The following is a 20467-nucleotide window of genomic DNA, read 5'->3' as shown; positions in this document are numbered from 1 at the left end:
TGGGTTCGCATGGTTCGATGCGCGCCGGACGGGTTTTGTTCTACTCGTACGCGGCGAACTGATCCAGCAGGCTCCGCGGTGCGTCGTCGCTGAAGCAGATCTCCAGATTGCGCAGGGCCTCGCCGGCCGCCTCGGCCCCGCGCGGGAAGAGCTCCGCCTCGTACGCGGTGACCGCCGCCGCCAGGTCCCCGGGGTCCGCCACGATTGCCCGGGCCAGCTCGGCCCCGTCGAACATCGCCAGGTTGGCCCCCTCCCCGGCGAACGGCGACATGAGGTGGGCCGCATCCCCGAGCAGCGTCACGCCCGGCACCCGCTCCCACCGCAGCCCGATCGGCAACACGTTGATCGTCCGCGGCACCAGCGGCGCCGCCCCGTCGGTGATGAACGCCCGCAGCCGCGGCGACCAGCCCGCGAACCGCTCCAGCAGCGCCGCCCGCACGTCCCCGGCCCGCGCCGCCCAGTCCTCGGCGGCCTTGATCGCGATGTAGATGTGCAGGCTGCCGTCCGTCTCGCGGTGGGCCAGGAACCCCTGGCCGGCGCCGAGCGCGAACAGCATGCCGGCCCCCACCACCGCGGCCGCGTCCGGATACCGCTCGTCGGCGTCGGGCAGGTCGACGTCGAAGAACGTCACGCCCGCGTACGCCGGTCGCGCCCCGGTGAGCAGCGGCCGGACCCGCGACCAGGCCCCGTCGGCCCCGACGAGCAGGTCGGTGATCTCGGTCGTGCCGTCGGCGAACGCCAGCTCGTGCCGTCCGTCGCCCAGCGGCGTCGCCTTCGTGAGCTTGCTGCCCCACCGGATCGTGCCGTCGGGCAGCGAGTCGATGAGCATCTGGCGCAGGTGGCCGCGGTCGACCTCGGGCCGGCCGCCGTCGCGGGTGTCGGGTTCCTCCAGGTGTACCGTCGCGTGCCGGTCGAGCACCCGCATGGCCTCACCGCCGGGGTGCACGATCGCGCGGAACTCGTCGTAGAGCCCGGCCGCACGGATCGCGACCTGCCCGTTGTAGTCGTGGATGTCGAGCATGCCGCCCTGGGTGCGGGCGCCGGCGGAGGCGTCGAGCTCGTACACGGTGGCTGGGATGCCGTTGACGTGCAGCACCCGGGCGAGCGTGAGCCCGCCGAGCCCGCCGCCGACGATGCCGATGCGCTGGTTCATGGTGTGTCGCCTTTCCGATGATGGTACGAACATGTTCGTGACGAATGCGTTCTTCGCGGGCAGCCCTGCAGGGCGCGGCCGGCGGCTTCAGTGCGCCGGGACGCTCGCGATGCCGTCCAGCAGTGCGGCGAAGGCCCACCGCCCGCGCTGCTCCCCGTCGCCGGAGAACAGCTCGTCGCGGGCCCGGACGATCTCCGGGTACTCCTCCGCGGACGCCTCCCGCACGGCCATGGCCTGCAGGTTCACCTCGCGATCGGCCTTGTCGGCCTCGCCGGCCTGGTCCCGGGTGCCCTGCTCGGCGGCGGTGGCCGTGGCGAGCTGCAGCAGCAGGTCGACCCCCCACGCGGCCTGGCGCAGCGGCACCCCGCCCTCCCGCAGCAGCCCGAGCAGCGTGTCGATCAGCCGGACGTAGTTCGGCCCGGACGGGCGCAGCGTCAGCACGGATCGCGCCAGGCTCGGCTGCCCGATCAGGATCCGCGTGTACTGCGTCAGCTGGCCGACCACCCCCGCCCGCCACTCGGTCCCCGGCTCGGGCGGGACGACGTCGCTCAACAGCTCGTCGAGCAGCGCCCCGTGCAGCTCGGCGGTGTTGTGCACGTACACGTACAGCGAGGCGGGCCCCGTGTCGAGCTCGTTGGCCAGCCGCCGCATGGTCACCTTCTCGAGCCCCTCGGCGCGCATGATGCCGAGCGCCGCCTGCACTACGCCCTCGCGGCTGAGGGCGGGCTTGGCCGGCCGCTCACGCCGGCTGACCGGAACTCGTCGCGGACTCATGAACACGATCGTAACGAACGCGTTCGTCAGCGTCCACCCTCGGCTTACGCGGCGGCGGCCCGCAGGATGGTGCGGGAGATCCCGCAGGCGGCGGCGACCACGGCCGGTACCAACGCGGAAGGCTGCAGCCCGTCGAACGGCACGATGACCGACAGCGCCGCCACCACCCGCCCCTCGACGTCCCGGACCGGCGCCGCAACCGAGACCGCATCCATCTGCACCTGCCGGTCGCTCACCGCATGCCCCGCCCGCCGCACCTTGGCGAGCGTCGTGCGCAACCGCTCGGGATCGGAGATCGTCAGCGGCGTGAACGCGACCAGCGGATGCGTCAGGTACTCCTCGACGAACGCCCGCGGCGCGTGTGCCAGCAGCACCAGCCCCACCCCGGTCGTGTGCGCCGGCAGCCGCCCACCCACGCGGCTGCGCACCCCGAGCGCGGCCCGCCCGGAGAGCCGCTCGACGTAGACGACGTCGGACCCTTCGAGCACGGCCAGCTGCACGTGCTGGTGGGTCGCCTCGTAGAGATCCTCGAGATACGGCATGGCCGCCTCGCGCAGCCCGAGACTGCGCGGCGCCAGCGCGGCAACCTCCCAGAGCCGAAGCCCGATCTGGTACCGCCCGTCGGCGTCCCGCTCCAACGCCCCCCACGCGGCGAGCTCGCCGACGAGCCGATGCGTGGTCGCGAGCGGCATGCCCGCCCGCCGCGAGATCTGCGACAGGCTCAGCCGCCGGTGCTCCCCGTTGAACGCGCCGAGCAGGCTCAGCACGCGGCTGGTCACGGTTCGTCCCGAGACGGGTCCGGTGGTCATTTGGCGGCGTCCTCCGGGGGTGCTCTCCCGAAAGCTTGGCGCCCCCACGCGGGTGCGTCAAGGATCTACCCTGGGCCGCATGCCGCCGAGCCTGGACTGCGTCCGCTCCCTAGCCGCCCTGCAGCAGGCCGACCTGCGCGACCTGGCCGCGGCCGTCCTCTGGCTCGGCTTCGCCCACCGCCTGGACCGCCCCGGCCGCCCGACCATGAACCTCGTCGAGCTGCAGACGACGATCGCCCGCCAGGTCCCGGAGCTGCGCATCCGCCTGCTGCGCAACCCACCGGCGGCGGCCGAGGCCCGCGAGATCCTGTACGAGGCCGTCCAGGTCCTGGAACACAACCGCCTGATCCTGTGGCGCTGGGCCGGCGAGGACCTGACCAGCGAGCTGATCACCCTGACCCGCCGCGGCCGGGCCGCCCTGGAGAGCGAAAGCCCCGACGACTACATCCGCTAGCGCCTCAGTCGAGGTCGTTCGGGTCGATGCGGGCCTTGATCCCGGCGTGCTCGGCGAGCAGGTGCAGCAGATTGGACCCGTCGAGCAGCTCCAATGGCTTGCCGGACGCGAACTCGTAGGACGCCGGCCCGTACCCGCTCGTCGTGACGAGGATTCCCTTGGACGCGCCCTCGTTCTGGACGGTGCCGAATAGATCGCGGACCGCGGACACGTCGACGGTGTTGCGGTATCGCTTCGCCTGGATGACCACCTTGCCGCCGAAGATGGGCCGCTGATCGAACGCGACGCAGTCGACACCACCGTCCCGCGACGGCCGGGTCTGCTTCGTGTCCAGCCCCATCTTCGTGAAGAGGTTCTGGATCAGGCTCTCGAACTCGGTCGGAGTGAGCCGAAGCAGGTTCGGCCGCTCGTCGAGATCGGCGAGGACGTCGACCTCGTCGACGAATCGCTTGTCCACCATGTCGAATTCGAGGACCGGCCGCACCGGCGCGAGCTCCTCCGGCCGCTTCGACACCGTCGCGCTGAGGTACTGCAAGCACGCGGCCGGGTCCACCTTGTCGAGGTTCAGCGCCTCGAACTGCTCGCGCGTGGCCCGCACGGTGACCAGACAGGGCCGGATGCTCTGCCCGGTGCGGGGATCGGTGGTGTCGACGACCCCGTTGTAGGCGACCGTCTCGACCAGCCCGGCGCGATCGGACTCGAACAGCTCGTGCAGCGTCCGCAGCGTCACCTGCGTCACGACGGAGGTGTACCGCTCCTTGATCTCCTTGGCCGTCCGCGCTTTGGACGTCACCTCGTCCCGCGTCTTCACGTACCGGTGGTCCAGCACGGCCGGCACCACGCCGAGCGCCGGCAGCTCGTACTCGACGACGATTTGGCGGGACTCCGGAACGTAGGCGATCCGGAAGTTCTGTGGAAAGTCGTCCGGGTACACGGAGTTGGAGAGGACGAGACCGAAGTACTCGACGACGTCCTCGGGATTGCCGGCGCGCAACCCGGCGGCCCACCGGTCGATCTCCGCGTGCTGGGCCGCGAGTTCAGCCTGCTTGGCCTGGCGGGCCTGTTCGTACTGGGCGTACATGCCCGCGACCCGGCGCTGTCGATCCGCCTCCCGCGCGGCGTGCTGGCTCTGTGCGAGCTGGAACTGCGACTGCGCGGTGGCCAGCTGCTGCTGGTACTTCGACTGCCCGAACATCTTGCCGAGCCCGGTCGGCGCCGCGGGCTCGAACCGCCGCCAGTCAACCGGCGGCTCCGCCACGCCGTGCGGTCCGGGCTCGAACGGCGGGAAGCGGAACGGTTCCTTCAGCCGCTCGAGGTCGATGTGGTCGTCGATGGCGAGCGTCGCGGACAGCAGGCCGTCCAGTTCCTCCAGACGCGCCTGCAGATCGGCGTTGTCGGCGGCGACTTCGGCCGCGCGGGCCTCGAGGTAGAGCCGCTTCCGCTCGCGCTCGTCGTAGGCGGAAGCGCGTTGTGCGGCCTTTGCCGCCTGCTCGGCCGCCCGCCGCATCGCTTGCTGTCGGCGGTAGTACGCGCGCTCGGCCTGCTCGGCGGCGCGTACCTGCTGTGCGTGGGCCCGCTGAATCTGGGCAATGAAGCCGCGCCGCCGTGCCATCGACCACTCCGATCTGTGACTCCTGGAAGCGGAGCGGTCCGAAGAGTAATGAACCGGCCCGTTTCCGTCACCGCCCGGTCAGGTCGCGTTGGGCGACGTTGTGGTGAGCCATTCCGGGATGCCCCGCGAGGCTCCATTGAGGACAATCAGGGAACTGTGCCGACATGCATTGGCGTGTGCCAGGGCTGCCCCCCACGGCGGTGGCCATGTGTCGGGTCAGCCGGCGATGACCCTGACTTCTACGGAACGAGCTTGGTCAGGACCGCGGTGTGGGCGTGCGGGAGGTCGCGGGTCGCGGTGAGCAGGGTGAGGGGCCCGTCGTGGGCGAGCTCGCGCAGGTGCCCCAGCGCGTCCGCCGCCTCGCCGGTGCCGAGTTCCGCCCGGTAGCGCTCGGCGAACTCCGCGAAGCGGGCGGGGTCGTGGCCGTACCACTTGCGCAGTTCCTGTGACGGCGCCACCGTCTTCAGCCACTCGTCGACGTCGGCTCTGTCCTTGGCCAGGCCGCGCGGCCACAGCCGGTCGACGAGCACGCGCCGCCCGTCGGCCGGGGCCGGCTCCTCGTAGGCCCGCTTCACCAGCACCATCCCTCAACTGTGCCTGATTGATTGCGATTTGGGCGCCTGGGTAACCGGGTGAGGGAGGAGCACACCATGAACCGAAGCAAGGCCCTGCTGGCGGTCGCGTTACTGGCGACAGCCGCCGGCTGCGGTGGCACCGTAAATGGCACCGCAAATGGCACCACCAGCGGCACCACGGCCGCCCCATCGCCGTCGGAGACCGCGGCAATGCCGTCCGAGGCCCCGAAGGCGGACACGCGCTGTCACCACGGCGACGTCAAGCTGGCCGTGCAGGGCGCGCCCGGCGGCGGCGCGGCCGGCAGCCAGTACCTCTGGCTGGTCTTCACCAACGCCACGTCGAAGACCTGCACCCTGGAGGGCTACCCCGGCGTCTCCTGGGTGACCGGCGACAACGGGCAGCAGGTCAACCAGCCGGCCGAGCGCGACACCAGCATCGCGCCCAAGCAGTTCGCGCTGCAACCCGCGCAGGCCGCCCACGCCCAGATCCGCAGCCCACAGCCCGGCAACTTCGGTGACTCATGTCAGCCGGTCGAGATCCGGGGCTACCGCGTGTATCTGCCCGACGAGACGGCCGCCGACTTCGTGCCCTTCCAGCAGCAGGTGTGCTCGGCCCAGGGCGTGGGTCGCGCCCAGGTCGGTCCGGTGGAGGCTGGCGCGAGCGAGTAGAACCCGTACCATGCGGCGGTGAATCTCGTGCGCCGCCCGGGCTGGGCGCCGGTTGTGCTGTCCTACGCCACGTTCGTGCTCGTCGGCCTCAGCGCCGGGGTCGCCGGCGTGCTCATCCCGGCGCAGATCGCGGACTACCGCATCGACGAGGCCACGATCGGGATCACCTTCTTCACCACCTCGGCCGGGTACCTCGCGGCCGGGGCGACCGCCGGGGCGCTGCTGCACCGCGTGCACGTGCGCATGGCGCTGGTCGTCGGGGCCGCGTTCTACGCCGCCGGCGCGTTCGCCATGGCGGTGCGGCCGTCGTTCGCGATCCTGGTCGCGGTGCAGCTGCTCGTCGGCTACGGCACCGGTGTCCTGGAGTCGATCCTCAACGTCTTCCTGGCCGAGCTGCCGGACTCCACCACGCTGCTGAACCGGCTGCACGCGTTCTTCGGCGTCGGCGCGCTGCTCGGGCCGCTGCTCGCGGCGTGGATGTTGCAGTACACGAGCTGGACCGCGGTCTGGCTCGTCCTCGGCGTGCTGTGCCTGCCGCTGGCCGCCGGGTTCCTGCTGGCCTATCCGCGCCGCGCCCCGGCGGCCGAGCACGCCGACGCCGAGCGCCCGCGCGGCGTGTTCCTGGAGGCGGTGCGCACCCGCGCGGTGGTCCTCGGCTCGCTGTTTCTCATCGTGTACGTCGGGCTGGAGATCGGCGTCGGCACGTGGGCCTTCACCTATCTCGTCAAAGAGCACGGCGAGCCCGACGTCGTCGCCGGGTACACGGTCAGCGGCTACTGGCTCGGCCTCACCCTGGGCCGCTTCCTCATCAGCCCGCTCGCGACCCGGGCCGGGATGTCGGCGGCCGGCATGGCGACCTCCTGTCTGCTCGGCGTGACGGCGGCGTCGGCACTGCTGTGGGCGGTACCGACGGCATCCCTGGCGACCGCGGGCTTCGTGCTGCTCGGGTTCTTCCTCGGGCCGCTGTTCCCGACCGCGATGGCGGTCACCCCGCAGCTGGTGCCGCAGCGGCTGATGGCCACCGCGATCGGCGTCATGAACGGCCTGTCCCTGCTCGGCGGGTCGTTCCTGCCGTGGCTGGCGGGCTGGCTGGCCCAGCACGTCGGGATCTGGACGCTGCTGCCGTTCGCGCTGACGCTGTCCGTCGTGCAGCTGGCCGTGTGGCGCCTGCTGGTCCGGCGGTCGCCGGCCCCGGCGCTCACGCCAGGTGGCTGACCCGCGCTCCGGTGCCGGTGGGGTGCAGCTCGTACGCGCTCTCGGCGTGCACGGCCAGGTCCAGCCCGCCCCGCTCGTGCTCCGGCGGCACCCGGAAGCCGACCAGGCGGTCGATGCCCTTGGCCACCAGCCACGTCACCCCGAACGCGTAGACGGCCACGACCAGCACCGCGAGCGCCTGCCGGCCCAGCAGCCCGACCCCGCCGCCGTAGAACAGCCCGCTGTCGCCGCCGGTCACCGCCGAGGTCGCGAACAGCCCGATGAGCAGCGTGCCGAGGAGCCCGCCGACGCCGTGCACGCCGGCCACGTCGAGCGAGTCGTCATAGCCCAGCCGGTACTTCAACCCGACCGCGAACGCGCACGCCACCCCGGCGACGGCGCCGATGGCGAGCGCCCCGAACGGGTTGACCGACCCACATGACGGGGTGATCGCGACCAGCCCGGCCACCGCGCCCGAGGCCGCCCCGAGGGTGGTCGGGTGCCCGTCGCGCAGCCGCTCGACGATCAGCCAGCCGCAGACCGCGGCCGCCCCGGCGACCTGGGTGTTGAGGAACGCCATGGCGGCCGCCCCGCCCGCGGTCAGCGCCGAGCCCGCGTTGAAGCCGAACCAGCCGAACCACAGCAGACCCGCGCCGAGCACGACCAGGGGCAGGCTGTGCGGGCGCATCGGGTCGGCCCGGAACCCCAGCCGCGGCCCGAGCACCAGCGCGAGGGCGAGCCCGGAGGCGCCCGAGTTCACCTCGACCACCGTGCCGCCGGCCAGGTCCAGGATGTGCAGGTGGGTGGCGATCCAGCCGCCGCCGAAGACCCAGTGGGCGATCGGCACGTAGACCACGAGCACCCACACGGCGACGAACCCGATCCACGCCCCGAACTTGGCCCGGTCGGCGATCGCGCCGGACAACAGGGCCGCGGTGATGATCGCGAACATGAGCTGGAAGGACGCGAAGGCCGCCGTCGGTACCGTGCCGGTGAGATCGTGCATCCCGACGCCCGCCATCCCGGCGTGGCGCAGCGAGCCGATCAGCCCGCCGACGTCCGGCCCGAACGCGAGCGAGTAGCCGGCCAGCACCCACACCACGGTGACCACGGCCAGGCAGGCGAACGACATCATGAGCATGTTGAGGGCGCTCTTCATCCGCACCATCCCGCCGTAGAACAGCGCCAGGCCGGGCACCATCAGCAGGACGAGTGCGGCGCTCACGAGCAGCCAGGCGGTGTCCCCGGCGCTGAACCCTTCGGGCATGCGTCCCCCTCGATCGACTTGCGGGCCGCGTCAGCGTGCCGGGCCGCCGTTTCGCGCCGGGTTCGGACGAGTTTCCCCGGTGTTACGCGGGACGCAGGTTGGTTACAGGCCCGTAACCGGGGAAGGGCGCCACCATGTGTGGAATCGTCGGTTGGGTTGATTTCGGTCGTGACCTTCGCCGCGAGCGGGCGGCGTTGCGGGCCATGACCGGCCGGATGGTGCAGCGCGGGCCCGACGCGGAGGGCGTGTGGGTCCGCGAGCACGTCGCCTTCGGCCACCGCCGCCTCGCCGTCATCGACCTGCTCACCGGCGACCAGCCGATGACGGTCGAACACGACGGGCGGGAGGTCGCCACCATCACGTACAGCGGGGAGCTGTACAACTACCTCGAGCTGCGCAAGGAGCTGCGCGGCCGGGGCCACGTGTTCCGGACGGACAGCGACACCGAGGTGATGCTGCACGCCTACCTCGAGTGGGGCGAGGACTTCGTCGACCGGCTCAACGGCATGTACGCGTTCGGCGTCTGGGACGTCCGCCGCGAGCAGCTCGTGCTGGTCCGCGACCGGATGGGGGTCAAGCCGCTCTTCTACTACACCGGCGTCCCCGGCACGGTCCTGTTCGCCTCCGAGCCCAAGGGCGTGTTCGCGCACCCGCTCGCCGAGGCGGTCGTGGACGCGGGCGGCCTGCGCGAGCTGCTCGCCTTCGTCAAGACGCCCGGCCACGGGATCTACCGCGACCTGCACGAGGTGGTGCCCGGATCCCTCGTGCGGGTCGACGCGGAGGGGTTGCACCACCGGCAGTACTGGCGGCCCTCCTACGAGGAGCACCGCGACGACCTGGACACCACCATCAGCACCGTGCGCGAGCTGCTGGACGACATCGTGGCCCGGCAGACGATCGCCGACGTGCCGCTGTGCGCCCTGCTCTCCGGCGGCCTGGACTCCTCGGCCATCACCGCGCTGTCCCAGGCCGCCCTGAGCGGGCGCGGCGAGGGCCCGCTGCGCTCGTTCGCGGTCGACTTCGTGGGCCAGACCGAGCACTTCCGGCCCGACCCGATGCGGTCCACCCCGGACACGCCGTTCGTCCACGACGTGGTCAAGCACCTGTCGGTCGACCACGAGGACATCGTGCTGGACGCGGCGACCCTCATGGACCCGCTCAGCCGCTCGGCCGTGGTGACCGCGATGGACCAGCCGACCTTCGGCGGCGACCTGTACACGTCGCTGTACCTGCTGTTCCGCTCGGTCCGCGAGCACTCGACGGTGGCCCTGTCCGGCGAGGCGGCCGACGAGGTGTTCGGCGGCTACGCGTGGTTCCACCAGCCCGCCGTGATCGAGCGGGCGAACTTCCCGTGGCTGGCGGTGTTCGCCCCGGAGGACCTCCCCGGCAACGACCTGGCGGGCGACCTGAGCGGCGGGGCCCTGGACCGGGACGTGCTGGACTCGCTGCGGATGGCGGAGTACCGCGACGCCGCCTACCGCACCGCGATCGCCGAGGTCGACCACGGCGATGACCCGGACCCGCGCAACCGTCGCATGCGCGAGATCTCCTACCTGCACCTGACCCGCTTCGTGCAGATCCTGCTGGACCGCAAGGACCGCATGAGCATGGCCCACGGCCTGGAGGTGCGGGTGCCGTTCTGCGATCACCGGCTCGTGCAGTACGTCTACAACACCCCCTGGTCGATGAAGACCTTCGACGGCCGCGAGAAGAGCCTCCTGCGCGCCGCGGCCGCCGACGCGCTGCCGGCCTCGGTGGTGTCCCGGGTGAAGAGCCCGTACCCGTCGACCCAGGACGAGAACTACGAACGGGCCCTGCGCGAGGCCCTGCTGTCGGTGACCATCGACTCCCCGGCCGCCGACCTGCTCGACCCGGCGAAGGTCGCGGCGCTGGCCTCGGCCCCGTACGAGCACGACGGCTTCGCCCCGGTCCGCCGCCAGATCGAGCAGTGCCTGGCCCTCGACCTCTGGCTCCGGCACAACTCGGTGCGCCTGGAGCTGTAGCTTCAGCGGATCCGTCCGAAGATGGGGTGCGGGCTGACCTGCACCCGCGGGGCGGCCGGGCCGCCGAACCAGGGCGCCGAGCGGATCGCGCGCATCGCGGCGCGGCGGCGGGGCGTGTCCATGCGATCGATGAACAGGACGCCGTCGAGGTGGTCGGTCTCGTGCTGCAGGCAGCGGGCCAGCTCCCCGGTGCCGACCACCTGGAGCGGGTCGCCGCGGTCGGAGTAGCCCTTGGCCACCACGTGCTGGCGGCGGACGGTGTCGAAGTACAGGCCCGGGATGGAGAGGCAGCCCTCGGGGCCGTCCTGCTCCTCGGCGTCGGGGAAGTCCAGGACCGGATTGACGAGATGGCCGTGCACGCCGTCGACGTGGAAGACGAAGGCCCGCACGGGCACGCCGATCTGGTTGGCGGCCAGGCCCGAGCCGCGCTCCGACTCGAGGGTGTCGAACAGGTCGCGTACGAGGCGGCGCAGTTCGGCGTCGAACGTGACGACCTCGTCGGTCGCCGTGGTCAGTACCGGGTCGCCGAACATCCTGACCGGAACCACGCTCATCGCCGGAACGCCCCTTTGCATCGTCCTTTGCAAAGCAGCATACTCAACGGCATGGTGGACGAACACCCCGTGCGCACCGCGCTCGTCGAACTGCTCAAGCAGCGCGGCACCGTCACCTCCACGGAGGCAGCCCGCGAGCTGGGCGGCAGCTCCGGCCTCTACTCGTTCCACCTCCGCCAGCTGGCCCGGGCCGGCACGGTCGAGGAGGTCCCGGCCGAGGGGCGGGCGAAGCCGTGGCGGCTACGCCAAGAAGAGACTTTGCAAAGCGAGCTCAACCGCGGCCTGGAGGACGAGAGCTACCAGCACTGGCTCGCCGTGCGCGAAAGGGCGCCCCGGCGCTGGCGGCGAGACCAGGCCTTCAGTGAGGTCGTCTACCTCACCCCGCAGGAGATGGCCGAGCTCGGCAACGCCGTCCGCGCCCTCATCGCCGGCTACGCCGGCCGCCCCGGACCCGATCGCGGCCCGGTGGCGGCCGTCGCACGTTTCTTCCCTCTCGTCGACTGAAGCACCGGAAAGTCGAAGCGCTGTATGGGCGCCCTAGCACCGTTGGCTACAGCGTGATGTCCTGAAAAGCGGTGGGGGAGCAAGCTCCACCCACACCCCCTCAAAACCGCACCGGCTCCTCCGGGCGGCAGCACGTCATGCAGGCTAGGCGACCTCGCGGCGGGTCCACTGCTGGTTGGTGCCGCCGTTGCAGGCCCACTGCAGTCCGCCCGCGCCGTCGGCGGTCGAGGCGTCGGCCACGTCCAGGCACTTGCCGCTGTGCCGGGCCACGAACCGGACGTAGCCCGAGCCCGCGCTCTGCACCTGCCACTGCTGGTTCGCACCGCCGCCGCACGTCCACTGGATCACGGTCGCGCCGTCCGCGGTCGAGCCGCCGTTGACGTCCAGGCACTTGCCGCTGTGCCGGGCGACCAGCCGCACGTAGCCGGTGCCCAGATCCTGCACCGTGAAGCGCTGATTCAGGCCGCTGCCGCAGGTGTACTGCAACGACCGAGCCCCGTCCGCCGCCGACCCCGAGCTCACGTCGAGGCACTTGCCGCTGTGCCGGGCAACGAGCTGCTCGGCCGGGCCCGCTGTGGCCGCAACGGTTCCGGCGGCGGCGTCGATGCTCAGCTGCGGCGCCCAGCTCAGCCCCATGGTGGTGTTGCTCGGGAACGACAGCGCCAGCCACACGTACTGCGAGTCGTTGACCGGCCCGCCCCACGCCCCGGCCCAGCGGTCGCCCAGGTAGAGGTACGACCCGCCGACCGGCAGCACGGAGGCGGTCTGCGAGCCGAAGGCCGTGTTGTCCCCGACGTTGGTAAGGCCGCTCCAGGTTCCGGTCACGCTGGTCGCGGTCCCGTACTTCTGCTGGTTCGGCCCCCAGCCGGTGGCGGCCGAGGTCAGCAGGAAGTACACCCCGTTGCGCTTGAACATCGCCGGCGCCTCCCGCGACGAGCCCGGCCACAGCCGCTGCACCCGGGCGCTCACCGTCAGGTAGTCGCTCGTGAGCCGGTACACGTGCAGGTCCGCGTTCTCGTTGGCGGCCGAGATCATGTACGCGGTGCCGTCGTCGTCCTGGAACAGCGTGATGTCGCGGGACATGTAGCTCAGCGGCCGGAAACTGCCGCGATACGTGTAACTTCCATCAACCGTGGACGACGTGGCCACCGCCGCCCGCGCCTCGCCGTAATCGCTGCCGTTCTCCTTGTGCATCCACATGACGAACTGGCCCGTCGAACTGTTGTAGATCACCTTGGGCCGCTCGATCTTCGCCGAGCCCAGTTCGGCCGCCGACGACTGGGTCAGCGCGTGGTTGCGGAACTCCCAGGTGCGCAGGTCGGTGGAGCGGTAGACGTCGACGTACCGGAAGGTGTCGTTGGCGTTGCGGTTCTCGCCGAACCAGTACCAGTAGCTCCCGACCTTGATCACCCCGCCGCCGTGCGCGTGCAGCAGGTTGCCGGCGGTGTCCCGCAGCTGCACTCCACTTTGGACGGTGACCGCCGCCGCGTGGGCCGGCGCCGCCCAGAAGAACGTGCCGAGGACGGCCAAGACCATGATGTACTTCGATGCCTTCATGCTCACATGGGAGCACACCGGAGCGCCTCAGTGGGACTCGCGCGGCACCTGATCACCGCTGGCGCCGAGCAGGAAGTCGAGGTCGGCCCCGGTGTCGGCCTGGCGGACGGTGTCGACGTACAGGCGTGCCCAGCCCCGCGCCGGCCGGGCCAGCGCGGCCAGGAACTCCGGCGACGGCTCCCGGGCGTCCAGGTCGGCCTCGGCGTGCAGGGTGCGGGCGGCCACGTCGAGCTCGATCATGTCGCCGGTGCGCACCCGGGCCAGCGGACCGCCGGCGGCCGCCTCGGGGGCGGCGTGCAGCACGACGGTGCCGTACGCGGTGCCGCTCATCCGCCCGTCGCAGATGCGCACCATGTCGCGGACGCCCTGGCTCAGCAGCTTGGCCGGGATGGGCGTGTTGGCGACCTCGGGCATCCCGGGGTACCCCTTCGGCCCGCAGCCCCGCAGCACGAGCACCGAGTCGGCGGTGACGTCCAGCGCCGGATCGTCGAGCCGGGCCCGCAGGTCCTCGACCGAGTCGAAGACGACCGCCGGGCCCCGGTGCCGCAGCAGGTGCGGGGAGGCCGCGGCCGGCTTGATGACCGCACCGTCGGGGGCCAGGTTGCCGCGCAGCACGGCGATCCCGGCGTGCGGCTGCAGCGGCTCGGCCCGCGGGCGGATCACCTGCGGGTCCCAGATCTGCGCGTCGGCCAGGTGCTCGACCAGCGGCCGGCCGGTCACGGTGGACGCGTCATGATCCAGAAGATCCAGAACCTCCGCCAGTACCGCGTGCAGCCCGCCCGCCCGGTGGAAGTCCTCCATCAGGAAGCGGCCGGCCGGTTGCAGGTCGACCAGCAGCGGCACCCCGGCCCCGGCGCGGTCGAAGTCGTCGAGGGTCAGCTCGATCCCGGCCCGCCCGGCGATGGCGAGCAGGTGCACGACGGCGTTGGTCGATCCGCCGAGGGCGGCCAGGGCCACGATCGCGTTCAGGAACGAGCCGCGCGTCAGGACCGCACTGGGCCGCCGCTCCCGGTGCACGAGGTCCACGGCCAGCATCCCGGTGGCGTGCGAGGCGGCCAGCAGGCGGCTGTCCGCGGCCGGGGTGCCGGCGATGCCCGGCAGCGTCATCCCGAGGACCTCGGCGAGCAGGCCCATCGTGGAGGCGGTACCCATCGTGTTGCAGTGGCCCCGGCTGCGGATCATCGACGACTCGGAGTCCAGGAACGCGCGCTCGGACAGCGTCCCCGCGCGCACCTCCTCCGACAGCTTCCACACGTCGGTGCCGCAGCCCAGCGGGACGCCGCGGAACGTGCCGGTGAGCATCGGCCCGCCCGGCACCACCACGGCCGGCAGGTCGACCGAGCACGCGGCCATGAGCAGCGCCGGGATGGTCTTGTCGCAGCCGCCGAGCAGCACCACCCCGTCGATCGGGTTGGCCCGCAGCATCTCCTCGGTGGACATCGCGGCCATGTTGCGCCAGAGCATCGCGGTCGGGCGCACCTGCGTCTCGCCCAGCGACACCACGGGCAGGTCGAGCGGGATGCCGCCGGCCTCGTACACCCCGTTGGCCACGCTGCGCGCCACCTCGTCCAGGTGCGCGTTGCAGGGGGTCAGGTCGCTGGCGGTGTTGGCGATCGCGATGTGCGGCCGCCCGTCGAACGCGTCCGCGGGCAGCCCGCGGCGCATCCAGGCGCGGTGGATGTACGCGTTGCGGTCGTCCCCGCCGTACCACTGCGCGCTGCGTCGCCCGGGCATGCATCGAGGGTAGTACTGTCCCGGGTATGCGGTACACCGCGCGTCCCGCCACCGACGCCGCCTACGCGCTGGGCGAGGGCCCGGTGTGGGACGAGGCGCGGTCCCGGCTGCTCTGGGTGGACATCCTCGCCAACACGGTCCACGAGGGATTTCTCGGCGTCGACGGTACGGTCGAGGCCCGCCGTTCCTGGACCTTCGCCGACACCGTCGGGGCGGTCGCCTTCGCCGACGACGGGTCGCTGCTGGTCGCCGAGCGGCACACGCTGACCCGGCTCGGGCCCGACGACACCAGGACCCACGTGGCCCGGGTCCTGCCCGAGGACCGCGCGAGCCGCCTGAACGACGGCGCCGTGGACCCCGCCGGCCGGTTCCTGGTCGGCAGCCTGGCCCAGGACGACCGGCGCGGCGAGGAGGTGCTGGTCCGCCTGGAGGACGACGGCGTCACCGTCCTCGACGCCGACCTGGACCTGTCCAACGGTCTGGCCTGGAGCCCGTCCGGCGACCGCTTCTACAGCGTCGACACCCTGCCCGGCCTGGTCCATGTCCGCGACTACGACCCGGCGACGGGCGCCGTGGGCGAGCGCCGCGACCTGCTCACCATCACCGACGGCCACCCCGACGGCATGTGCGCCGACGCCGAGGGCAACCTGTGGATCGCCGTCTGGGGCGGCGCCCGGGTCGAGTGCCGCTCCCCGGAGGGCGCCCTGCTCGCCACCGTCGACGTCCCCGCCCTGAACACGTCGAGCTGCACCTTCGCCGGCGACCTCCTCGTGATCACCACCGCCGCCCGGGGCATGCCCCGCGAGCGGCGCGCCGAATTCCCGGACGCCGGCCGCCTGTTCACCGTGCGCGTGGACGCGCACGGCCCGACCGCCCCGGCCTGGGTCCCACCGGCGTGCGCGCCCTAGTCCTGGCGGGCCCGCACCGGGCCGAGGTCCAGGAGGTGCCCGACCCGGTCCCGGGCCCCGGCGAGGTGCTGATCGGCGTGGAACGGGCGGGCATCTGCGGTACCGACGTGGAGCTCTTCACCGGCGGCCTCAGCTATCTGCAGACGGGCATCACCAGCTACCCGGTCCGCCCCGGCCACGAATGGTGCGGCGTCGTGACGGCGGTAGGCCCGGACACCGCCCCCGCCTGGCTCGGCCGCCGCGTCACCGGCGACACGATGATCGGCTGCGGCGCCTGCCCCCGCTGCCGCACCGGCCGCCACCACGTCTGCGCCGACCGCAACGAGGTCGGCATCCGCGGCGCGATCCCCGGCGCCCTGGCCGAGCGCCTGACCGTCCCCGCCCACACCCTGCACCAGCTCCCCGCGTCCCTGGACCCGGTGGCGGGCGCCCTGGTCGAGCCGGGCGGCAACGCCCTGCGCAGCGTCCGCGCCACGGCCCTGACCGCGGGCGAGCGCCTGCTGATCCTGGGCACCGGCACGATCGGCCTGCTGTGCGCCCTGTTCGCGAGGGCCCAGGGCCTCGAGGTCCACCTGCGCGGCCGCGACCCGGCCCAGCTGGCCCTGGCCCGCGACCTGGGCTTCACCGAGGCGACCGAGGGCCCGTGGGACGCCGTCATCGACGCCACGAACGACCCGACGTCCCCGTCGCTCGCCCTGGACCTGGTCGAGCCCGGCCGCCGGATCGTCTACATCGGACTGTCCGACGTCCCGAGCCCCGTCGACACCCGCGAGCTGGTGCTCAAGGACGTCACGGCGGTCGGCATCCTGGGCGCCTCGGCCGGCCTGCCGGGCGCCATCGCCGCCTACGCCGACGGCTCGGTCGACCCCCGCCCGCTGGTCGGGGCCACCATTGCTCTTGATGAGGTCGCCGCCGCCTTGGCCGGCAACCGTCCCGCGACGGCCGGCCCGGGCCCGAAGCTCCTGGTCGACCCGGCGCGCTAGACGGAACGGCATCGACAACCACGGCGGCCCCGCGTACGACGAGAGGCTGGCCCTGCGCTTTTCCACCGGACCGATGGGCACCGCCATGTGCCCTCGGCCGATGGTCCCCGGCCGCTGGCGCGACCGGAATGTATTAGCGTGGTCCCGGAGACGACTTTGGTCACCGTTCGGTGGTCCAGACCGTACATTCAGGATCCGGGTCCGCGGTGGTCGACGTTCGGTGGTCCCGGAGAAGACTTTGGAAAGAAAGAAAAGTTCCGAGTTGTACCACCGATCGTCGACCACGACGAACCCGCCGGTCCCTTACGGTCTGGACCACCTTCCCGTAACCAGCGTCGAACCGGGCCCACTTAACCCGGTGGGCCGCCGATAGGTGGCCCGAACCATCGGCCGAGTGCACTGCTGCGGTGCCCATCGGGCCGGTGGAAAAGCGTCAGGCCCCCGAGATCACGTCCAGAAACGCGAGCGCGAGGGCCATGTGCCCCTCCAGGCCGGGGTGGACCCGGTCCGGCGCCCACTCCGGGGACGGCCGCGACAGCAGCAGCCGGTCGAACACCGCCTGCGTGTCGACCAGCAGCGCCCCGTGGTCCGAGGCCACCTTGCGAACCACGCCCGCGTACTGGTCGCTCATCGCGCGCTGCGGGTCGGTCGACGAAGGCTCGATGAAGTACGGCGTGGCCAGGATCAGGTGGCAGCCCGTCGTCTCCACCGCCTCGGTGAGCAGCGAGCGCAGGGTCGACTCGTACTCCGGAAGCGGCACGTGCTCATGGGCGCGCTCGCCGAAGTGCCGCCACACGTCGTTGATGCCGATGAACACGGCCAGCCAGTCCGGCCGTTCCGCCAGTGCGTCGCGTTCCCAGCGTTCGAGCAGGTGGCGGACCGTGTTGCCGGAGACGCCGCGGTTCAGCCAGGTCAGGGCGACTTCGGGGTGACGGGCCGTGACCAGGGCGCGCAGCAGGTTGCAGTAGCCGTCGCCGTACGGGGCGGCCGGGCCCTGGCGACCGCAGTCGGTGATGCTGTCGCCGATGAACAGGACCCGGTCGCCGTTGTCGAAGATCATCCGGTCGGGGCCCAGGGCAGGGGGTCGCCCGCGTACTTCGCGGCACGGACGTCGCCCGAGCGGGCGTGGCCCTCGAACAGCTCCACCCGCGCGGCGCGGCCGCACAGGCGGCCCAGTTCCACGCTGGACTCCTGGGACGTGACCTCCTGGTACGTGACGGTCTTGAGGTACTTGCCGACCCACAGGCCGCCGGTGTACCGCGCCGCGCCGCGCGTCGGGAGGGTGTGGTTGGTGCCGATGACCTTGTCGCCGTACGAGACGCAGGTGCCCTCGCCCAGGAACAGGGCGCCGTAGTTCTGCATCAGGTCCAGCGCCCGGCGGGGTTCGGCCGTCAGGACCTGGACGTGTTCCGAGGCGAAGCCGTCGGCGACCGCGAAGGCCTCCCCCGTCGTCCCGGTCACGATGATCTGGCCGTGGTCGCGCCAGGCCGGGCCGGCGTAGTCGTTCGTCGGCATGCCGGGCAGCAGGGCCTCGACGTGGGCCAGGGCCTCGCGGGCGACCCGCTCGGAGGAGCAGACCAGGATCGCGGGGGAGTCCGGGCCGTGCTCGGCCTGGCTGAGCAGGTCGACGGCGACGATGAACGGGTCCGCGGTGTCGTCGGCGACGATGAGGATCTCGGTCGGGCCGGCGAACAGGTCGATGCCGACGCGGCCGAAGAGCTGGCGCTTGGCCTCGGCCACGTACGCGTTGCCCGGGCCGGCCAGCAGGTCCACCTTGGCGATCGTCTGCGTGCCGATCGACAGGGCGGCCACCGCCTGGACGCCGCCCAGCAGATAGATCTCATCGGCGCCGGCCAGGTGCATGGCGGCGACCGTGGCGGCCGGGATCTCGCCGCGGATCGGCGGGGTGCAGGCGGCGACGCGCCGGACCCCCGCCACCTTGGCCGTCACGACCGTCATGTGCGCCGAGGCGACCAGGGGGTAGCGGCCGCCGGGGACGTAGGCGCCGGCGGCGGACACCGGGATCGACTTCTGCCCGAGGTACACCCCGGGCAGTGTTTCGACCTCGAAGTCCTGCAACGACTCCAGCTGCCGCTTGGCGAAGTCGCCGACGTTGCGCTGGACGGTCCGGATGTCGTCGATGACCTGGCGGTCGACGCCGGCGACGATGCGCTCGATGTCCTCGGGGGAGAGGCGGAAGCTCGGCGGCGACCAGTGGTCGAACTTCTCCGAGTAGTCGCGCACGGCGTCGTCGCCGCGGGCCTCGATGTCGGCGATGACCGAGGCGACCGTGTCGGCGACGCCGGCGACGGACGAGCCGGCAACCGAACCGGCGGCCTTCAACGAGAACGACATCATCCCTCCAGCAGGGGGCGCAGCGAGATCAGGACCTCGCGGGCGGCCTCCAGGGTCAGGTCGATCTCCGCGGCGGTGTGCGAGCCGCTGACGTGGTTGCGCTTGAGCGCCATCGGCAGCATGAGGAAGCCGCGCTCGGTCATGCCGCGGTGGAACGCCACGTACGCCTTGTCGTTGTTGCGCATGAGGTCGCGGTAGCCCAGGACGGGGGCCTTGGCGAAGTACACCGCGAAGACCCCGCCGAAGCCGGCCACGGTGGCCTCGATGCCGAGCTCGGCGGTGAGGGCGGCGAGGCCCTCGCGCATGCGGGCGCCGAACGCGTGGGTGCGGGTGTAGAAGTCCGGGTTGGCCTGCAGGTAGTCGATGGTGGCCAGGGCGGCCGCGCAGGCGAGCGGGTTGCCGTTGAAGGTGCCGGCCATGAGCACGTCGCCGGTCCGGCCGTTGAAGCGCTCCATGAGGTCCCGCCGCCCGGCCACGCCGCCGATCGGGAAGCCGTTGGCCATGCCCTTGCCGAACGTGGTGAGGTCCGGCGTGACCCCGACGACCTGCTGGTAGCCGCCCAGGGCGTGCCGGAAGCCGGTGATGACCTCGTCGAAGATCAGCAGGGCGCCCCGGTCGCGGGTGAGCGTGCGCAGGCCCTCGACGAACTCCTGGGTGGGCAGGAGCGCGCCGACGTTGTGCGGGATCGGCTCGAGGATGACCGCGGCGACCCGCTCCGGGTGCTCGTCGAAGAGGGCGGCGACGGATTCGAGGTCGTTGAACTCGGCGATGAGGGTCGCGTCGATCGCCTGGGCCAGGATGCCCCGGGAGAGCGGGTCGCGGCCGTAGGCCTTGTCCGGCGCCGAGATGACGTTGCGGGCGACGGCGTCGTGCCAGCCGTGGAAACCGCCCTGGAACTTGATGATGAGGTCGCGCTCGGTGACCGCCCGGGCCAGGCGGATCGCCTGCGCGGTGGCCTCCGAGCCGCTCATGGTGGCGATCATCGACTCGGCGGACGGGATGATGTCGGCGATCCGCTCCGCGAGCGCCACCTCACCCTCGGTCACGCCGAGGCCGACGAGGTCGACACCGCCGAGGGCGTTCCGGACGGCGTCGTTGACGACCGGGTGGTTGTGGCCGAGGAGGATCGCGCCGAAGGCGGCGTGGTAGTCGAGGTACCGCCGGCCGTCGGCGTCGGTCACGTAGGCGCCGTCGGCCGCGGCGAAGGCGTAGGGCTCGCCGATGTAGCGGGTCGAGGAGTTGACGCCGCCGGGGATGACTCGGGCGGCCCGCTCCGCGATCGCCTGCCCGCGCGGGGCCTCCCGATGATGTGCAGAGGGCATGTCCGGGACGCTAGAACACCGCGCATCAACATGGCAAGAC

19 protein-coding genes are annotated in these 20467 nt (G+C 72.1%); 7 read left to right on the top strand and 12 right to left on the bottom strand.

Annotation, left to right across the window (positions count from 1 at the left end; all coding sequences use genetic code 11):
- Positions 1–40 precede the first annotated feature (40 nt).
- From ACQP00_RS38920 to ACQP00_RS38910, 3 genes are all read right to left on the bottom strand, one after another.
- Positions 41–1153: an FAD-dependent oxidoreductase gene (locus tag ACQP00_RS38920; protein ID WP_433206082.1), complete on the bottom strand. Its 1113-nt coding sequence runs from the start codon at positions 1151–1153 to the stop codon at positions 41–43.
- A gap of 87 nt (positions 1154–1240) precedes the next feature.
- On the bottom strand, positions 1241–1927 hold the full coding sequence (locus tag ACQP00_RS38915; RefSeq protein ID WP_433206079.1) for a TetR/AcrR family transcriptional regulator C-terminal domain-containing protein: 687 nt from the start codon (positions 1925–1927) through the stop codon (positions 1241–1243).
- A 44-nt stretch (positions 1928–1971) separates the two neighbouring features.
- Positions 1972–2706 carry an IclR family transcriptional regulator gene (locus tag ACQP00_RS38910; RefSeq protein WP_433206076.1) on the bottom strand — a complete coding sequence of 245 codons (735 nt, stop codon included), beginning with the start codon at positions 2704–2706 and terminating at the stop codon, positions 1972–1974.
- A gap of 109 nt (positions 2707–2815) precedes the next feature.
- Here ACQP00_RS38910 and ACQP00_RS38905 point away from each other — a divergent pair, with 109 nt between their 5' ends.
- Positions 2816–3190: a hypothetical protein gene (locus ACQP00_RS38905; protein WP_433206073.1), complete on the top strand. Its 375-nt coding sequence runs from the start codon at positions 2816–2818 to the stop codon at positions 3188–3190.
- A gap of 4 nt (positions 3191–3194) precedes the next feature.
- Here the strand turns inward: ACQP00_RS38905 and ACQP00_RS38900 are convergent, their stop codons facing one another.
- Positions 3195–4802 carry a restriction endonuclease gene (locus ACQP00_RS38900; protein ID WP_433206070.1) on the bottom strand — a complete coding sequence of 536 codons (1608 nt, stop codon included), beginning with the start codon at positions 4800–4802 and terminating at the stop codon, positions 3195–3197.
- Positions 4803–5041: 239 nt separating this feature from the next.
- Entirely contained in the window at positions 5042–5386 is a 345-nt protein-coding gene (locus ACQP00_RS38895) for a DUF488 domain-containing protein (protein WP_433206067.1), read from the bottom strand.
- Positions 5387–5452: 66 nt separating this feature from the next.
- Here ACQP00_RS38895 and ACQP00_RS38890 point away from each other — a divergent pair, with 66 nt between their 5' ends.
- On the top strand, positions 5453–6046 hold the full coding sequence (locus tag ACQP00_RS38890; protein WP_433206064.1) for a DUF4232 domain-containing protein: 594 nt from the start codon (positions 5453–5455) through the stop codon (positions 6044–6046).
- Positions 6047–6064: 18 nt separating this feature from the next.
- On the top strand, positions 6065–7261 hold the full coding sequence (locus ACQP00_RS38885; RefSeq protein WP_433206061.1) for an MFS transporter: 1197 nt from the start codon (positions 6065–6067) through the stop codon (positions 7259–7261).
- Here the strand turns inward: ACQP00_RS38885 and ACQP00_RS38880 are convergent.
- Positions 7245–8507, bottom strand: coding sequence for an ammonium transporter (locus ACQP00_RS38880; protein ID WP_433206058.1), 1263 nt, complete (start codon positions 8505–8507; stop codon positions 7245–7247). The two genes, ACQP00_RS38885 and ACQP00_RS38880, sit on opposite strands and share 17 nt — an antisense overlap.
- A gap of 134 nt (positions 8508–8641) precedes the next feature.
- Here ACQP00_RS38880 and asnB point away from each other — a divergent pair, with 134 nt between their 5' ends.
- Complete coding sequence (gene asnB / locus ACQP00_RS38875) at positions 8642–10510, top strand: asparagine synthase (glutamine-hydrolyzing) (RefSeq protein WP_433206055.1); 1869 nt, start codon at positions 8642–8644, stop codon at positions 10508–10510.
- 2 nt (positions 10511–10512) lie between these two features.
- Here the strand turns inward: asnB and def are convergent, their stop codons facing one another.
- A complete protein-coding gene (gene def, locus ACQP00_RS38870; RefSeq protein ID WP_433206052.1) occupies positions 10513–11064 on the bottom strand; it encodes a peptide deformylase in 552 nt (183 codons plus the stop codon).
- Positions 11065–11115: 51 nt separating this feature from the next.
- Here def and ACQP00_RS38865 point away from each other — a divergent pair, with 51 nt between their 5' ends.
- Complete coding sequence (locus ACQP00_RS38865; protein ID WP_433206049.1) at positions 11116–11568, top strand: winged helix-turn-helix domain-containing protein; 453 nt, start codon at positions 11116–11118, stop codon at positions 11566–11568.
- A 144-nt stretch (positions 11569–11712) separates the two neighbouring features.
- Here ACQP00_RS38865 and ACQP00_RS38860 read toward each other — a convergent pair whose 3' ends face one another.
- On the bottom strand, positions 11713–13125 hold the full coding sequence (locus ACQP00_RS38860) for an RICIN domain-containing protein (protein ID WP_433206046.1): 1413 nt from the start codon (positions 13123–13125) through the stop codon (positions 11713–11715).
- Between the two features lie 27 nt (positions 13126–13152).
- Positions 13153–14859 carry a dihydroxy-acid dehydratase gene (locus ACQP00_RS38855; RefSeq protein WP_433206043.1) on the bottom strand — a complete coding sequence of 569 codons (1707 nt, stop codon included), beginning with the start codon at positions 14857–14859 and terminating at the stop codon, positions 13153–13155.
- A gap of 26 nt (positions 14860–14885) precedes the next feature.
- Here ACQP00_RS38855 and ACQP00_RS38850 point away from each other — a divergent pair, with 26 nt between their 5' ends.
- Positions 14886–15767 carry an SMP-30/gluconolactonase/LRE family protein gene (locus ACQP00_RS38850; protein ID WP_433206040.1) on the top strand — a complete coding sequence of 294 codons (882 nt, stop codon included), beginning with the start codon at positions 14886–14888 and terminating at the stop codon, positions 15765–15767.
- Positions 15755–16750: a zinc-dependent alcohol dehydrogenase gene (locus tag ACQP00_RS38845; RefSeq protein WP_433206037.1), complete on the top strand. Its 996-nt coding sequence runs from the start codon at positions 15755–15757 to the stop codon at positions 16748–16750. Before ACQP00_RS38850 ends, ACQP00_RS38845 begins: the two co-directional genes overlap by 13 nt.
- A 433-nt stretch (positions 16751–17183) precedes the next feature.
- Here the strand turns inward: ACQP00_RS38845 and ACQP00_RS38840 are convergent, their stop codons facing one another.
- Genes ACQP00_RS38840 through ACQP00_RS38830 form a run of 3 tightly spaced genes read right to left on the bottom strand, consistent with a single transcriptional unit; the run spans position 17184 to position 20427 of the window.
- On the bottom strand, positions 17184–17810 hold the full coding sequence (locus tag ACQP00_RS38840) for an SGNH/GDSL hydrolase family protein (protein ID WP_433206034.1): 627 nt from the start codon (positions 17808–17810) through the stop codon (positions 17184–17186).
- On the bottom strand, positions 17807–19105 hold the full coding sequence (gene hisD / locus ACQP00_RS38835) for a histidinol dehydrogenase (protein ID WP_433206031.1): 1299 nt from the start codon (positions 19103–19105) through the stop codon (positions 17807–17809). Before hisD ends, ACQP00_RS38840 begins: the two co-directional genes overlap by 4 nt.
- Entirely contained in the window at positions 19105–20427 is a 1323-nt protein-coding gene (locus ACQP00_RS38830; RefSeq protein WP_433206028.1) for an aspartate aminotransferase family protein, read from the bottom strand. Before ACQP00_RS38830 ends, hisD begins: the two co-directional genes overlap by 1 nt.
- Between the last annotated feature and the right edge of the window lie 40 nt (positions 20428–20467).

The organism is Dactylosporangium sp. CS-047395, from assembly GCF_050942185.1.
Taxonomy (GTDB): Bacteria; Actinomycetota; Actinomycetes; order Mycobacteriales; family Micromonosporaceae; genus Dactylosporangium.
The sequence above is the reverse complement of the archived record's forward strand: the minus strand, read 5'-3'. Positions and strand labels throughout refer to the sequence as shown.

Excerpts from the sequence above, each read along its gene's own strand:
- ACQP00_RS38915 (WP_433206079.1), bottom strand. The coding sequence starts at position 1,927 with ATGAGTCCGCGACGAGTTCCGGTCAGCCGGCGTGAGCGGCCGGCCAAG.
- ACQP00_RS38860 (WP_433206046.1), bottom strand. The coding sequence starts at position 13,125 with ATGAAGGCATCGAAGTACATCATGGTCTTGGCCGTCCTCGGCACGTTC.
- ACQP00_RS38830 (WP_433206028.1), bottom strand. The coding sequence starts at position 20,427 with ATGCCCTCTGCACATCATCGGGAGGCCCCGCGCGGGCAGGCGATCGCG.
- ACQP00_RS38920 (WP_433206082.1), bottom strand. The coding sequence starts at position 1,153 with ATGAACCAGCGCATCGGCATCGTCGGCGGCGGGCTCGGCGGGCTCACG.
- ACQP00_RS38890 (WP_433206064.1), top strand. The coding sequence starts at position 5,453 with ATGAACCGAAGCAAGGCCCTGCTGGCGGTCGCGTTACTGGCGACAGCC.
- ACQP00_RS38895 (WP_433206067.1), bottom strand. The coding sequence starts at position 5,386 with ATGGTGCTGGTGAAGCGGGCCTACGAGGAGCCGGCCCCGGCCGACGGG.
- ACQP00_RS38900 (WP_433206070.1), bottom strand. The coding sequence starts at position 4,802 with ATGGCACGGCGGCGCGGCTTCATTGCCCAGATTCAGCGGGCCCACGCA.
- ACQP00_RS38855 (WP_433206043.1), bottom strand. The coding sequence starts at position 14,859 with ATGCCCGGGCGACGCAGCGCGCAGTGGTACGGCGGGGACGACCGCAAC.
- hisD (WP_433206031.1), bottom strand. The coding sequence starts at position 19,105 with ATGTCGTTCTCGTTGAAGGCCGCCGGTTCGGTTGCCGGCTCGTCCGTC.
- def (WP_433206052.1), bottom strand. The coding sequence starts at position 11,064 with ATGAGCGTGGTTCCGGTCAGGATGTTCGGCGACCCGGTACTGACCACG.
- ACQP00_RS38905 (WP_433206073.1), top strand. The coding sequence starts at position 2,816 with ATGCCGCCGAGCCTGGACTGCGTCCGCTCCCTAGCCGCCCTGCAGCAG.
- asnB (WP_433206055.1), top strand. The coding sequence starts at position 8,642 with ATGTGTGGAATCGTCGGTTGGGTTGATTTCGGTCGTGACCTTCGCCGC.
- ACQP00_RS38865 (WP_433206049.1), top strand. The coding sequence starts at position 11,116 with ATGGTGGACGAACACCCCGTGCGCACCGCGCTCGTCGAACTGCTCAAG.
- ACQP00_RS38840 (WP_433206034.1), bottom strand. The coding sequence starts at position 17,810 with ATGATCTTCGACAACGGCGACCGGGTCCTGTTCATCGGCGACAGCATC.
- ACQP00_RS38880 (WP_433206058.1), bottom strand. The coding sequence starts at position 8,507 with ATGCCCGAAGGGTTCAGCGCCGGGGACACCGCCTGGCTGCTCGTGAGC.
- ACQP00_RS38850 (WP_433206040.1), top strand. The coding sequence starts at position 14,886 with ATGCGGTACACCGCGCGTCCCGCCACCGACGCCGCCTACGCGCTGGGC.